The sequence below is a fragment of the Pseudoalteromonas sp. OANN1 genome (assembly GCF_024124685.1).
GTDB lineage: Bacteria > Pseudomonadota > Gammaproteobacteria > Enterobacterales > Alteromonadaceae > Pseudoalteromonas > Pseudoalteromonas piscicida.
Genome location: NZ_JAMXSE010000005.1, coordinates 161,211 through 173,215 on the forward strand (window position 1 = coordinate 161,211; position 12,005 = coordinate 173,215).

At 42.9% G+C, this 12,005-nt stretch carries 15 protein-coding genes; 11 read left to right on the forward strand and 4 right to left on the reverse strand.

From position 1 onward, the window contains the following. The first annotated feature begins 223 nt into the window (after positions 1-223). Positions 224-1,174, forward strand: a complete 951-nt coding sequence (rluC, locus tag NH462_RS06685) for a 23S rRNA pseudouridine(955/2504/2580) synthase RluC (RefSeq protein WP_010374006.1) — start codon at positions 224-226, stop codon at positions 1,172-1,174. A 1-nt stretch (position 1,175) separates the two neighbouring features. Next, positions 1,176-1,820 carry an HAD-IIIA family hydrolase gene (locus NH462_RS06690; protein WP_253105009.1) on the forward strand — a complete coding sequence of 215 codons (645 nt, stop codon included), beginning with the start codon at positions 1,176-1,178 and terminating at the stop codon, positions 1,818-1,820. Here NH462_RS06690 and NH462_RS06695 read toward each other — a convergent pair. Beyond that, positions 1,806-2,408: a nucleoside triphosphate pyrophosphatase gene (locus NH462_RS06695; RefSeq protein ID WP_253105012.1), complete on the reverse strand. Its 603-nt coding sequence runs from the start codon at positions 2,406-2,408 to the stop codon at positions 1,806-1,808. The genes NH462_RS06690 and NH462_RS06695 overlap by 15 nt on opposite strands. A 119-nt stretch (positions 2,409-2,527) precedes the next feature. On the opposite strand from NH462_RS06695, the gene yceD reads away from it, so the two are divergent. The 9 genes from yceD to mltG all read left to right on the forward strand — a co-directional run bounded on the left by yceD (position 2,528) and on the right by mltG (position 9,659). Next, positions 2,528-3,052 (forward strand): 23S rRNA accumulation protein YceD, encoded by a 525-nt coding sequence (yceD, locus tag NH462_RS06700; protein WP_010374009.1) that lies wholly within the window; start codon positions 2,528-2,530, stop codon positions 3,050-3,052. A 10-nt stretch (positions 3,053-3,062) separates the two neighbouring features. Further along, entirely contained in the window at positions 3,063-3,233 is a 171-nt protein-coding gene (rpmF, locus tag NH462_RS06705; RefSeq protein ID WP_010374010.1) for a 50S ribosomal protein L32, read from the forward strand. Between the two features lie 11 nt (positions 3,234-3,244). Next, positions 3,245-4,291, forward strand: coding sequence for a phosphate acyltransferase PlsX (gene plsX / locus NH462_RS06710; protein ID WP_010374011.1), 1,047 nt, complete (start codon positions 3,245-3,247; stop codon positions 4,289-4,291). A 53-nt stretch (positions 4,292-4,344) separates the two neighbouring features. Then, positions 4,345-5,271 carry an ACP S-malonyltransferase gene (fabD, locus tag NH462_RS06715; protein WP_039497519.1) on the forward strand — a complete coding sequence of 309 codons (927 nt, stop codon included), beginning with the start codon at positions 4,345-4,347 and terminating at the stop codon, positions 5,269-5,271. A gap of 13 nt (positions 5,272-5,284) precedes the next feature. After that, positions 5,285-6,031 carry a 3-oxoacyl-ACP reductase FabG gene (gene fabG / locus NH462_RS06720; RefSeq protein ID WP_017219124.1) on the forward strand — a complete coding sequence of 249 codons (747 nt, stop codon included), beginning with the start codon at positions 5,285-5,287 and terminating at the stop codon, positions 6,029-6,031. Positions 6,032-6,247: 216 nt separating this feature from the next. After that, complete coding sequence (gene acpP / locus NH462_RS06725; RefSeq protein ID WP_010374019.1) at positions 6,248-6,484, forward strand: acyl carrier protein; 237 nt, start codon at positions 6,248-6,250, stop codon at positions 6,482-6,484. 86 nt (positions 6,485-6,570) lie between these two features. Continuing rightward, on the forward strand, positions 6,571-7,809 hold the full coding sequence (gene fabF / locus NH462_RS06730) for a beta-ketoacyl-ACP synthase II (protein WP_010374022.1): 1,239 nt from the start codon (positions 6,571-6,573) through the stop codon (positions 7,807-7,809). Between the two features lie 33 nt (positions 7,810-7,842). Continuing rightward, positions 7,843-8,673, forward strand: a complete 831-nt coding sequence (gene pabC / locus NH462_RS06735; protein ID WP_253105014.1) for an aminodeoxychorismate lyase — start codon at positions 7,843-7,845, stop codon at positions 8,671-8,673. A 14-nt stretch (positions 8,674-8,687) separates the two neighbouring features. Beyond that, entirely contained in the window at positions 8,688-9,659 is a 972-nt protein-coding gene (gene mltG, locus NH462_RS06740; protein ID WP_253105017.1) for an endolytic transglycosylase MltG, read from the forward strand. Between the two features lie 37 nt (positions 9,660-9,696). On the opposite strand, the gene NH462_RS06745 is transcribed toward mltG, so the two are convergent. From NH462_RS06745 to NH462_RS06755, 3 genes are all read right to left on the reverse strand, one after another. Then, positions 9,697-10,305 (reverse strand): MarC family protein, encoded by a 609-nt coding sequence (locus tag NH462_RS06745; protein WP_253105020.1) that lies wholly within the window; start codon positions 10,303-10,305, stop codon positions 9,697-9,699. A gap of 273 nt (positions 10,306-10,578) precedes the next feature. Then, complete coding sequence (locus NH462_RS06750; RefSeq protein ID WP_017219128.1) at positions 10,579-10,962, reverse strand: hypothetical protein; 384 nt, start codon at positions 10,960-10,962, stop codon at positions 10,579-10,581. Positions 10,963-11,061: 99 nt separating this feature from the next. Beyond that, positions 11,062-12,000 carry a LysR family transcriptional regulator gene (locus NH462_RS06755; protein ID WP_010374031.1) on the reverse strand — a complete coding sequence of 313 codons (939 nt, stop codon included), beginning with the start codon at positions 11,998-12,000 and terminating at the stop codon, positions 11,062-11,064. Between the last annotated feature and the right edge of the window lie 5 nt (positions 12,001-12,005).

Consider the following 12,005-nt stretch of genomic DNA (forward strand, 5'->3'; position numbering starts at 1 on the left):
GAAATATTACGCGCTTCGCACTGACTGTTCGCACGTGTTTATCTTAGATGCATGATAAAAGCTTTGGAAATATTAGCTCTAATCTGTATGATCTGCCATCCAAGATGTGCATCACGACATTGTTTTTGCGATAAAAAGCACCTCGCAAAAATTTGCGGCCTGATTATCCCACTAATAATGTCGAGATAGCAACTAAATTATTACTCAAATCAGTGATTAGGCAATGTCAGAGAAACCCGCATTACAAGTTAGCTTCGTTACCGTGACTGAAGACCAAGAAGGCCAAAGGATCGATAACTTTTTAGTTACGCATTTGAAAGGGGTGCCAAAAAGCGCCGTATATAAAATTCTTCGCAAAGGGGAAGTGCGCGTAAATAAAAAGCGGGTGAAGCCTGTATATAAACTACAGATCAATGATGAAATCCGTATCCCACCTGTGCGTGTTGCAGAGAAAACAGAGTTTGTGCCTAAAAACCTAGATAAAGTCGCAAACCTAGAAGATGCCATTCTTTATGAAGATAAGTATCTGATAGTTATAAATAAGCCAGCCGGTATGGCGGTACATGGTGGCAGCGGCTTAAGCTATGGCTTAATTGAAGCATTAAGAGCATTACGCCCACAAGAGCAAAGCTTGGAGTTGGTGCACCGTTTGGACCGCGACACGTCGGGTTGTTTGTTGATTTCAAAGCGCCGCGCTGTGCTTAAAGGACTTCATGAGCAGCTAAGAGAAAAGACCATGGAGAAAAATTACCTTGCGCTGGTTTCAGGGCAATGGGATGCCAAACATAAAAATGTCACCGAACCGCTACGTAAAAATACCTTAAAGTCAGGTGAGCGAGTGGTGCGAGTGGATCATGAGCAAGGCAAGCCTTCTCATACTCGTTTTAGAGTCGTCGAGCGTTTTGAGTCCGCAACTTTAGTGCAGGCGTCACCAGTAACAGGTAGAACGCACCAGATCCGAGTGCATACTCAATGTAAAGGACATCCGATTGCGTGTGATGATAAGTATGGCGATCAGGTGTTTGATGCCAAAATGCGTGAAGTGGGATTAAATAGGCTGTTTTTGCATGCTAAAGAACTCAGATTTATGCACCCGAAAACAGAAACGACACACCATGTAGAGGCACCATTGGATGGGGCTTTGGAAGCATGCTTAGTTAAATTAAGGAAGTAACATGCAGTACAAGTGTGTGATTTTCGACTGGGATGGCACCGTCATGGACTCTGTGCCAAAAATCGTAAATACCATTCATTTGGCTGCTGAATCTTGTGGAATTGCACCCGTCAGTAACGAAGCGGCGAAAAGTATTATCGGCCTGTCTCTCGATAAAGCGATACTGACACTTTTTCCAAATCATGAAGACAAATTAGCGTCTTTAATTGCGGCTTATAAATATATCTATAAGCATCAAGACAAAACCCCAGCGCCTCTATTTGAAGGTGCTGAAACGCTTTTAAAGCAATTACATGGCAGTGGTATCAAAGTTGCGGTTGCAACAGGAAAAAGCCGAATAGGACTTGACCGCCTGATGGCAGAAAGCGGGTTGAGTGATATTTTCGTTACGACACGGACAGCATGTGAGGCGGAGTCTAAACCGCATCCCGATATGTTGCTTCAGATTTTGGCTGAACTAAATGTGGAAGCTACAGAGGCTGTCATGGTAGGCGATACGATTATTGATATGAATTTAGCGAAAAATGCAGGCATTGACGCGATCGGCGTCACTATGGGTGTTGCAACAAGAGAGCAGCTATCGCAAACGTCGGCTGCCCATATTTGCGATAACTATCATGACTTGTCTAACCTATTGTTGGCCTGATTGCTCGGCGAGCACATCAATATCAAACGTGAGCAGTGCTTTAGTGAGTTGAATAAGGGGAAGGCCAATCAGGGTATTGGGGTCTTCTCCTTCAAGCTTATCAAACAGACAGATCCCTAATCCTTCGCTTTTAAAGCTTCCAGCACAGTCGTAAGGTGTTTCCGCATCACAATAGTTACTGATCTGTGTTTGGGTAAGTTGGCGAAAGTAAACATGAAACGGTACCACTTCAGTGACCGTTTTGCCGCTTTCTATGTCAAAAACGGTTAAACCAGTCAAAAAAGTCACGCGATTATTGCTAAATAGGCTTAGTTGCTTAATCGCGTTTTCTTTATTATGTGGCTTTCCTAGGATCTCACCGTTGAATAGCGCAACTTGGTCTGAACCAATCACCACACCTTGTTGATATTTTGCTATTGCTGCTTTGGCTTTTGATTCGCTCAATCGTGCAACAAGTTGCTGTGCTGATTCACCTTCGAGTGCTTGCTCGTCTACATCCGGTGAAAAAGATGCAAAAGGAAGCATTAATTTTTTCAAAATTGACTGCCTAAATGGCGAACTTGAGGCTAGAATAAGGGGCGTTTTCATGAGATTTTTATATTTGTGACAACATTGCCAACAGGATAATGCGCAATAACGCGAAAAACAAAGGGAAAGTGTATTTTTACTTTGACTAACACAGTAACTATCTATATGATGCAGCCCCTATGCAAAAGGTGAAAATTCCCATCACTATTGATCCATGCAGAGCAGCGCAACGTCGAGCATCTTATGACGGTGTTGTAATGCTTGAAGAACTTTCTCGATTGCAGCAAGTTGTGCGTGATCAAAATAGTGAAATAGCGGTAGACATTCATTTCAACATCGACGAACAAGGTTTGGTTGTTGTGCAAGGCAAAGTCCGAGCCCATCTAACTGTTGTATGTCAGCGTTGTAATGATGAATTAGGGTTGGATTTGGAACAAGACTTTGCGTATTCGCCAGTCGGATTAGGTGCAGAGTCGGATGATCTTCCCGAGCGTTATGATGTGTTGGAACTGGATGAAGAGGGTGAGGTTAATCTAAGACAGATCGTCGAAGATGAACTATTACTCGCAATTCCGATAGTCCCGACGCATGATGAAGCACTATGCTCTTATTCTGATAAGCCAAAGAGCTTTGGTGAAATTGAAGCAGAAGATAGCAAACCAAATCCATTTGAAATTTTGAAACAACTTAAGAAAGATTCTTAGGAGAAGGCTAATGGCGGTACAAAAAAGCAAGAAGTCACGCGCACGTCGTGGTATGCGTCGTTCACACGATGCGATCAGTGGACCAGCTCTAACTGTAGATCAGGTTTCTGGCGAGACTCATCGTCGTCACCACGTGACTGCTGACGGTTACTACAAAGGCGTTAAAGTAATTTCTAAGTAAGAGATTACTTTATGCTGACCGATCTAACCATTGCGTTAGATATGATGGGGGGCGATTACGGCCCCCGTTCATCTATCCCCGCAGCTATCGCTGCTGTGCTTAAGCACCCAAATCTAAATTTAATCCTCTGTGGTAATCAGCAAGTTATTGAAAGTGCTTTGACTAAAGCAAATATGCTGGATCATCCAAGACTCAAAATTAAACACTGTAAAGAAGTCGTCACTAACGGTTGTGAACCTGCCTCTGCACTTAGAAATAAAAAGCAGTCCTCAATGCGTATTGCGCTTGATTTGGTGAAATCTGGCGAAGCGCAGGCTTGTGTTAGTTCAGGAAATACAGGTGCGCTCTTTTTTATGGCCCACTATGTGTTAAAAATGTTGCCTGGCATCAAGCGTCCCGCATTAATTTCAGCCGTTCCAACAGAGAAAAAGCAGCCCGTTTATTTGCTTGATCTTGGTGCGAATGTGCATTGTGATCCTGAAACCCTCTATCAGTTTGGTATTATGGGCTCAATCGTAGCTGGAGAGGCTTTAAATATTCCTTCACCTAAAGTGTGTTTGTTAAACATTGGCTCTGAAGAAATCAAAGGCCATGATGGTATCAAGCAAGCTGCAAAATTAATGAAATCCTCATCTGTTATTAATTATCAAGGCTATTGTGAGGGGAGCGATATGTTCTCTGGCAAAGCCGATGTAATTGTATGTGAGGGATTTGTCGGTAACGTCGCCTTGAAAACCTGTGAAGGGATTGCCAAACTCATCATGCATAAGTTTAGCAAAGCGTTAAAAAAGCACTTTTTTTATAAAGCGTTGGCCTTTTTACTTCGACCCGTTATAAAAAAATTGTATAGAAGGGTGAACCCCGACCAGTATAACGGCGCAAGTCTGGTAGGATTGCGCGGTATTGTTGTGAAAAGTCACGGAAATGCCACAACGAAGGCATTTTTAGCCGCGATTGAAGAAGCTGCGCAAGAAGTACAACGCAAGATCCCTGAAAAGATCCAAGCGGTGTTTGCTCAGGTCGACACAGAAAAACAACCGTCAGGTCCGCATCCCTAACACTGCTAAGTGACATGAGGACGTGGCGACAACAGAGAAAATAAGAGCACAATATGTCACAAAAAATCGCATTATTTTTCCCAGGACAGGGCTCACAAAGCGTGGGCATGTTATCTGAATTATTAGCATCTTCTGATATCGTTAAAGCGACTTTCGCTGAAGCGTCAGAAGCACTAGGCTACGATTTAGCCGAACTTGTGCTAAACGGTCCTGAAGAAGAATTAAACCAAACGCACCGTACTCAACCGGCATTATTAACCGCAAGTGTCGCTATCTTTAGAGCGTGGCAAGAGAAAGGTGTTGAAGCTGAACTGACACTAGCTGGCCATAGTCTAGGTGAATACTCTGCATTGGTATGTGCAGAAGTATTAACCCTTGCTGATGCCGTTAAATTAGTGGAAAAACGTGGTTTATACATGCAAGAAGCAGTTCCTGCTGGTACGGGTTCAATGGCGGCAATTATTGGTTTAGATGATGACGTGATTGCTAAAGTTTGTGCCGAATCTGCACAGGGGGATGTTGTTTCGCCGGTAAACTACAACTCACCAGGTCAAGTGGTGATTGCGGGTCACGTCGAAGCAGTAAATCGAGCTTCTGAAGCGTGTAAAGAAGCAGGAGCTAAGCGCGCATTACCACTTGCAGTTAGCGTTCCTTCTCATTGTGCATTAATGAAACCTGCGGCTGATAAATTAGCGAAAGATCTTGAAGCACTTGCATTTTCAGAGCCAAAGTTTGATGTGATCAACAATGTTGACGTTGCTGTTGCAAAAGATGCTGCAGCAATAAAAGATGCGCTTATTCGTCAGCTTTATAGTCCAGTAAGATGGACTGAAACTGTACAAGCGGTTGCGAAAGAAGGTGTTACAACAACTTTTGAGTTCGGCCCTGGTAAAGTGATTTCGGGTCTTGTGAAACGCATCGACCGCTCAGTGTCGTGTGTGTCGGTAAATGATTTAGCTGCCATTGCTGCAGCAGAATAATAACGAGAGCATTATGAGTAATTTATTTTCTTTAGAAGGAAAAGTTGTACTAGTAACGGGTGCTAGCCGTGGTATTGGTAAAGCAATCGCTAACGCCTTAGTAGCGCAAGGTGCAAAAGTTGCGGGTACTGCAACGAGTGAGTCTGGTGCAGAGCGTATCTCAGAGTATCTAGGCGAAAATGGTAAAGGTTATGCGCTAAACGTGACAGATGCCGACTCAATCACAGCAACTTTGGATGCAATCAAAGCAGATTTAGGTGATATTGATGTGTTGGTAAACAATGCTGGTATCACACGCGATAACTTGCTGATGCGCATGAAAGATCAAGAGTGGGATGACATCATCGATACTAACTTGTCATCCATTTTCCGCTTATCAAAAGCGGTACTTCGTCCAATGATGAAGAAGAAAAATGGCCGTATCATTAACATTGGCTCAGTAGTGGGCACTATGGGTAATGCGGGTCAAGCTAACTATGCTGCTGCAAAAGCGGGTGTAATTGGTTTTACAAAATCATTGGCGCGTGAGGTTGCATCTCGTGGTATTACGGTAAATACTGTAGCACCTGGCTTCATTCAGACAGACATGACGGATGAGCTAACTGATGAGCAAAAAGCAGCGACTTTGGCAAATGTACCAGCAGGTCGTTTAGGTCAGCCTGAAGAAATCGCAGCGGCTGTGGTTTATTTAGCATCAGATGCGGCAGCTTATGTTTCTGGTGAAACTTTGCACGTAAATGGTGCGATGTACATGGTTTAACCCGCTAAGATCACAAATCAATTGAAATTTTTGTGATCTTGTCGACAACGTACTTGAAATCGTCGCGAAAATAGGCGATAAAAAGATCCAAAGCTTTGTAACAGGTTTGACCAGAAAAAAAAGTACGGGTCAATCCTTGAATCCCAGAATGATGCGTCGTAAACTGCGCCGCAATCTGAAAATTAACGCAGTAGCGTTTAAATAAAGGAAAGAAGAATGAGCGACATCCAAGAACGCGTAAAGAAAATTATTGTTGAACAACTAGGTGTTAAAGAAGAAGAAGTTAAATCAGAAGCGTCTTTCGTTGATGATTTAGGTGCTGACTCTCTAGACACTGTTGAGCTTGTAATGGCGCTAGAAGAAGAGTTCGATACAGAGATCCCTGATGAAGAAGCTGAGAAAATCACTACTGTTCAGGCAGCTATCGACTACGTTACTGCTCACGCTGAGTAACTAGCTTTTCTATTAGGGCAGCACTCGCTGCCCTAACTCTTTCTAGACCCCCCAATTATTATAATAATCCCTTTTTGGAGGACACCGTGGCTAAACGTCGAGTCGTAGTAACTGGCTTAGGTATGTTGACGCCGCTGGGTAATGATGTTGCATCTACCTGGCAGGGCTTATTAGAAGGCCGTAGTGGCATTCGCAATATCACGCATTTTGACACAGAAGGTTTCGGAACTAAGTTTGCTGGTTTAGTTAACGACTTTGATGTCACTGAGTACATTTCCCCTAAAGATGCTAAAAAAATGGATGTCTTCATCCAGTATGGTATCGCTGCAGGTGTACAGGCTTTAAAAGACTCAGGTCTTGAAGTTAACGAAGAGAATGCCGCTAGAGTTGGTGTAGCCATCGGCTCTGGTATCGGTGGCTTGACGCTAATTGAAGAAAACCACGTCAAGCTATTAAATAGCGGTCCACGCAAGCTTTCTCCGTTTTACGTTCCTTCTACCATTATCAATATGATCTCTGGTCACTTGTCCATCATGCATGGCTTGAGAGGTCCAAATATTTCGATTGTGACTGCATGTACAACTGGCCTTCATAATATTGGTCATGCGGCCCGTATGATTGCATACGGCGATGCAGATGCGATGGTAGCCGGTGGTGCTGAAAAAGCGTCAACCCCAATTGGTATGGGCGGTTTTAGCGCGGCTCGTGCGCTTTCTACGCGTAACGATGATCCGCAAGCGGCTTCTCGCCCTTGGGATAAAGACCGTGACGGTTTTGTGCTAGCTGATGGAGCCGGTGTGATCGTACTAGAAGAGTATGAGCATGCGAAAGCACGCGGTGCGAAGATCTACGCTGAACTAGTTGGCTTTGGTATGAGTGGTGATGCATACCACATGACATCACCACCAGAAAATGGTGCTGGCGCTGCACAGGCCATGGTTAATGCATTGAACGACGCAGGGATCAATGCAGAGCAGGTTGGCTATATCAACGCACACGGCACTTCCACTCCAGCGGGTGACGTTGCAGAGACGCATGCTGTTAAGTCGGTGTTTGGTTCTGCGGCAAAAGATGTAATGGTGAGTTCGTCTAAATCAATGATGGGTCACTTACTTGGTGCTGCGGGTTCAGTTGAATCTATTATTTCGATTCTTGCGCTGCAAGACCAAAAAGTAACGCCGACCATTAACTTGGATAACCCAGATGAAGGCTGTGATTTAGATTATGTGCCTCATACTGCCCGTGATGCGAAACTAGAGTACACTTTGTGTAACTCGTTTGGTTTCGGTGGAACAAACGGTTCGTTGCTATTTAAAAAGGTGTAGATTAGCCTTAGTAATCTGATAGCAAAGTAGGTTATGATAAAAAAGCTCGGCATTGCCGAGTTTTTTTATGTTTTGGAAACCCTTAAAAAGGAAAGTGATGTGGATAATCAACAGCTTTTTTCTAACACTGACAGAGGATTGGCTTATGGCGATGGCTTTTTTACCACTGCGTTAGTCCGTGATGGAAATGTTGATTTGTGGCCACTTCATAGAAATCGACTGGTGGAATGTCAGCAGCGATTGGGCTTTCCTGAGTTACGACTAGACGAAATCGAGTTTTTGGTTCAAGAGCAAGTTAAAGATAAAGCGGCAGCAGTTCTGAAGATCCTTATTACTCGAGGGGAAGGGGGTCGAGGTTACCAAGCTCCTGAGACGCCTCAGCCGAGTGTGAGTATTCAGGTGTTACCTTATCCTTCACACTATACAACTTGGCAGCAGAATGGGATTGAGGTCGGATTAAGCCGAGTTAAACTGGGTATTCAGCCGTTATTAGCCGGATTAAAGACACTGAATCGGTTAGAACAAGTACTTATTAAACAAGATGCACAGACATTGGTTTGCGACGATGTCATTGTGACGGATATCAATGATAGGGTGATTGAAGCGTCAGCGGCAAATATCATCATGATTAAAGAAAACAATCTATATACGCCAGATCTTAGTGGCTCAGGCATTAAAGGTGTGTTTTTAACCGCACTTGAAAGTAAGCACGATATTAGGGTCAAAAATATTGCTTTTGACGAGTTAAAAGCAGCTGATGGTGTCTTTATTTGTAATAGTTTAATGCAGTTGGTACCCGTAGTAAGAATTGAGAATAAACATTTCGATATCGCCGACTTACATGATTTGAAAAGGCGATTTTAAGGGAAGTAATATAAATGAAAAAACTGTTTATCATAGTCGCATTTTTGATAGCAGCAGCGTCATGGTGGTTATCTCAACAAATAAATAAGGTTAAATTTGAACCACTTAATATCTCTGAGGCATTAGTTGAGATAAAGGCTGGGCAAACATTTAATCAGCTATGTCATCTATGGCAGCGTAGCGGGGCATTATCTAGCTGCTTTCCTTACCAACTTTATAGTAAGGTAGAGCCTAAATTATTCGCGTTACAAGCGGGCTTTTACGATCTTAAAGGGTTAACTGTGCTTGATGCCATCAGCAAGATTAGTCGCGGGGATCAACACAACTTTAGCTTTACAATCATTGAAGGGATGCCCATTTGGGAAGTCAAAAACAAGCTCCTCAGTGCCCCCTACTTAAAGCAAGACATTGATAAGCTGACAGCACAACTGAATATATCGCAGAGTTCAGCTGAAGGGTGGTTGTACCCTGATACCTACCACTATCATGGAAATGACTCAGCGCTGCGCTTACTTAAACGTGCTCATACCAAAATGCAGAGTGTGCTTGAAAAGGAATGGCAAAATAGAATGCCTGATCTTCCTTTAAACACGCCTTATGAAGCCTTGATCTTGGCTTCGATTATTGAGAAAGAAACGGGCGTAGTTGCAGAAAGAGATAAAGTAGCCTCCGTTTTTATCAATCGCTTACGTAAAGGTATGCGTTTACAGACAGATCCAACCATTATTTATGGTATTGGTGAGCACTTTGATGGTGATATTAAACGTGAAGATATCCGTGAAAAGACGCCATATAACACTTATCGAATTGATGGCTTGCCACCGACACCCATTGCAATGCCGTCTCGTGCTGCTATCCATGCGGCACTTAATCCAGCAACAACCGAATACTTTTACTTTGTTGCATCAGGAGATGGTGGACATCACTTTTCGAAAACACTGACTGAACATAATAAAGCGGTGAAGAAATTTATTTTGAAACAATGACATCGAAAGAGAGGGCTAACCCTCTCGTTACTCTCTATCACAACATAAAATACTCTTTAATACCTGCCAATACACTAGATACTGCAACGGAAGCTAAGATAAGTCCCATTACTCGGCTGACGATACTTGCGCCACTATCACCAATCCATTGGTGAATTTTTGTCGCAACCAGTAAAAATATCAACACGATAGCCAATACGCTGAGCATAATAATCGAGGTTTGGAGTTGTTCAAATACATTGTTTTCGCTGTTTTTGGTAAGCAAAACGGCTGCCAACATAGCCCCAGGACTTGCGATAGAAGGCATTGCTAAAGGGAAAATAGCGGTGTCGGATGCTTTACTGTCTAACTTAATTTCTTCACTTGGCTTACCCTCGCCAAAAATCATTGTCATGGCAAAGATGAACAGTACGATGCCTCCGGCAATCGCGAATGCAGGTAGGGGAGTACCAATTGCGTTTAAAATGATTTCACCTGCAATAATAAAAAATAGCAATACAATGGCTGCAACCAGTGTGGCTTTAACCGCTATTTTTCGTTTTGTCGCGATATCAAAGCCTGTGGTAGTTGCGATAAATACCGGTATAGTGCCAATGGGGTCGATGACCGCAAAGAAAAAAATGAACGTTGAGATATAGTGTTCCATAGTTCCCTATTATGAAATAAAGGTTGTTCACAAATTATACCAGTTGTATTAAGTAAATGATCTATCTTGAAGCGGGGAAATAGCTTTAGTAGCAAGGCAAAAATTTTGCTATTTAGTTGTTCTAAATGAGAAATTTTTAACGAAGCTAATATGCTATTTCACCCTTCAAATTGATTAGAGAATTAATTCAATTGGTATTACTTATGGTTGGCCATTTGTTATTGACCAACGGAAAATAATATCACTGATATCATGACTTTATTCTGAATATTCTTAATTATTTTTTGGATTCACAGTATGTACCCAAGCCACTGCGTCGTTGTAGTTCTCGAAGTTCTTAATCGTTAAACCGTGCTTGTCAGCAAATGCTTCAATTAATCCACTTTTGGTGTCTGAGGGGGAGATAACTCGAGCAAGAGTGATCCCATCGACAAATTGATTGAGTTTTTGTAAAACGGTTAGGACGCTTGGGTAATCGTAGGTGATATGTAATTGAGATACGTCGATAACTAAACTCTTTAGCTGATTCGATTTAAGTGCAAGCCCTAAATTTTTGTACATCTCAATAATATTGGCTTCCACGCATTCCCCGTATGCGGCTGCGTGGATAAGTTTCTCTTTACTATCAACCGTTGCTCTATAAGAGAATTTCGCCATGCTCTATTGCACCTTTTATGCATATAGATAAAAGGATAGTTCAATTAGCTGGCGATACCAATTTCAAAAAGCGCACCAAAGCAAAGCTTAGTTATATCGCTATGCTAGCTCTTCAGCTACCTCGGCAATTTTTTGTCTCAACCAAATGTGGCTCGCATCGCGGTGTAATAGCGGGCTCCAAATCATATCTAACTCAAACGGCGGAATAGGGAATGGCGGCTCCAGAACCGCTAAGGTCGGATCATCACGATAGATATTCGCGGCTTTTGACGGCAATGTTGCGATTAAGTTCTGCTCTTTTGCTAAATGAATTGCAACATGATAATTACGTGTAAAAGTTGCGATGTTTCTATGTTTTCCAAAGTGTGCAAGCGCTTCGTCAACCCAGCCAAGCTTCTGTACATCTGCAGGATCCATTCCGACCCCAACGCCAAATCCAGTTTTACTTACCCAAATATGGCGAGATTTTAAATAGGCATCAAGCGTAAAGTTGGTAATAACGGGGTTATCGGATTTCACCAGACAGCAAAAACTATCCTTCCAAATTCGTTTGTGGTGAAACGATTGCGGTAGGTTTTCGAAGCGGTTAATTGCCATGTCTACCTTGCCATTTTCTACATCATGAAAAGTAACATCACTCGGGGTGAGAATATCAAGGGTTGTATCTGGGGCTTCTTCATGAAGTTTAGTTAGAAGTTTTGGCGCAAGCGTACTTGCAGCATAGTCGCTGGCCATAATCCTAAATACTCGATTACTACTCGCTGCCTCAAACTCCCTGTTAGGGGCTAAGGTTTCTTCCAAAGTCATGAGTATGCCACGGATCACAGGCTGCAGCTCAAGCGCGCGCTCTGTTGGCACCATGCCTTCACTGGTGCGTACTAAAATAGGGTCATTAAAGAGGTTTCTGAGACGCTTAAGACCATTACTCATTGCTGGTTGGGTAATACTTAATTGATTTGCGGCGCGTGTTACATTGCATTCTCGAAGTAAGGTATCGAGGTAAACCAGCAGGTTAAGGTCAATTTTACTAATGTTCACTCAGT

What these genes read in the sequence shown, in the direction of transcription:
- rpmF (WP_010374010.1), top strand. Translation starts at nt 3,063, where the DNA reads ATGGCGGTACAAAAAAGCAAGAAGTCACGCGCACGTCGTGGTATGCGT.
- NH462_RS06750 (WP_017219128.1), bottom strand. Translation starts at nt 10,962, where the DNA reads ATGGCGAAATTCTCTTATAGAGCAACGGTTGATAGTAAAGAGAAACTT.
- fabD (WP_039497519.1), top strand. Translation starts at nt 4,345, where the DNA reads ATGTCACAAAAAATCGCATTATTTTTCCCAGGACAGGGCTCACAAAGC.
- rluC (WP_010374006.1), top strand. Translation starts at nt 224, where the DNA reads ATGTCAGAGAAACCCGCATTACAAGTTAGCTTCGTTACCGTGACTGAA.
- NH462_RS06690 (WP_253105009.1), top strand. Translation starts at nt 1,176, where the DNA reads ATGCAGTACAAGTGTGTGATTTTCGACTGGGATGGCACCGTCATGGAC.
- NH462_RS06695 (WP_253105012.1), bottom strand. Translation starts at nt 2,408, where the DNA reads ATGAAAACGCCCCTTATTCTAGCCTCAAGTTCGCCATTTAGGCAGTCA.
- yceD (WP_010374009.1), top strand. Translation starts at nt 2,528, where the DNA reads ATGCAAAAGGTGAAAATTCCCATCACTATTGATCCATGCAGAGCAGCG.
- mltG (WP_253105017.1), top strand. Translation starts at nt 8,688, where the DNA reads ATGAAAAAACTGTTTATCATAGTCGCATTTTTGATAGCAGCAGCGTCA.
- pabC (WP_253105014.1), top strand. Translation starts at nt 7,843, where the DNA reads ATGATAAAAAAGCTCGGCATTGCCGAGTTTTTTTATGTTTTGGAAACC.
- fabG (WP_017219124.1), top strand. Translation starts at nt 5,285, where the DNA reads ATGAGTAATTTATTTTCTTTAGAAGGAAAAGTTGTACTAGTAACGGGT.
- plsX (WP_010374011.1), top strand. Translation starts at nt 3,245, where the DNA reads ATGCTGACCGATCTAACCATTGCGTTAGATATGATGGGGGGCGATTAC.
- NH462_RS06745 (WP_253105020.1), bottom strand. Translation starts at nt 10,305, where the DNA reads ATGGAACACTATATCTCAACGTTCATTTTTTTCTTTGCGGTCATCGAC.
- acpP (WP_010374019.1), top strand. Translation starts at nt 6,248, where the DNA reads ATGAGCGACATCCAAGAACGCGTAAAGAAAATTATTGTTGAACAACTA.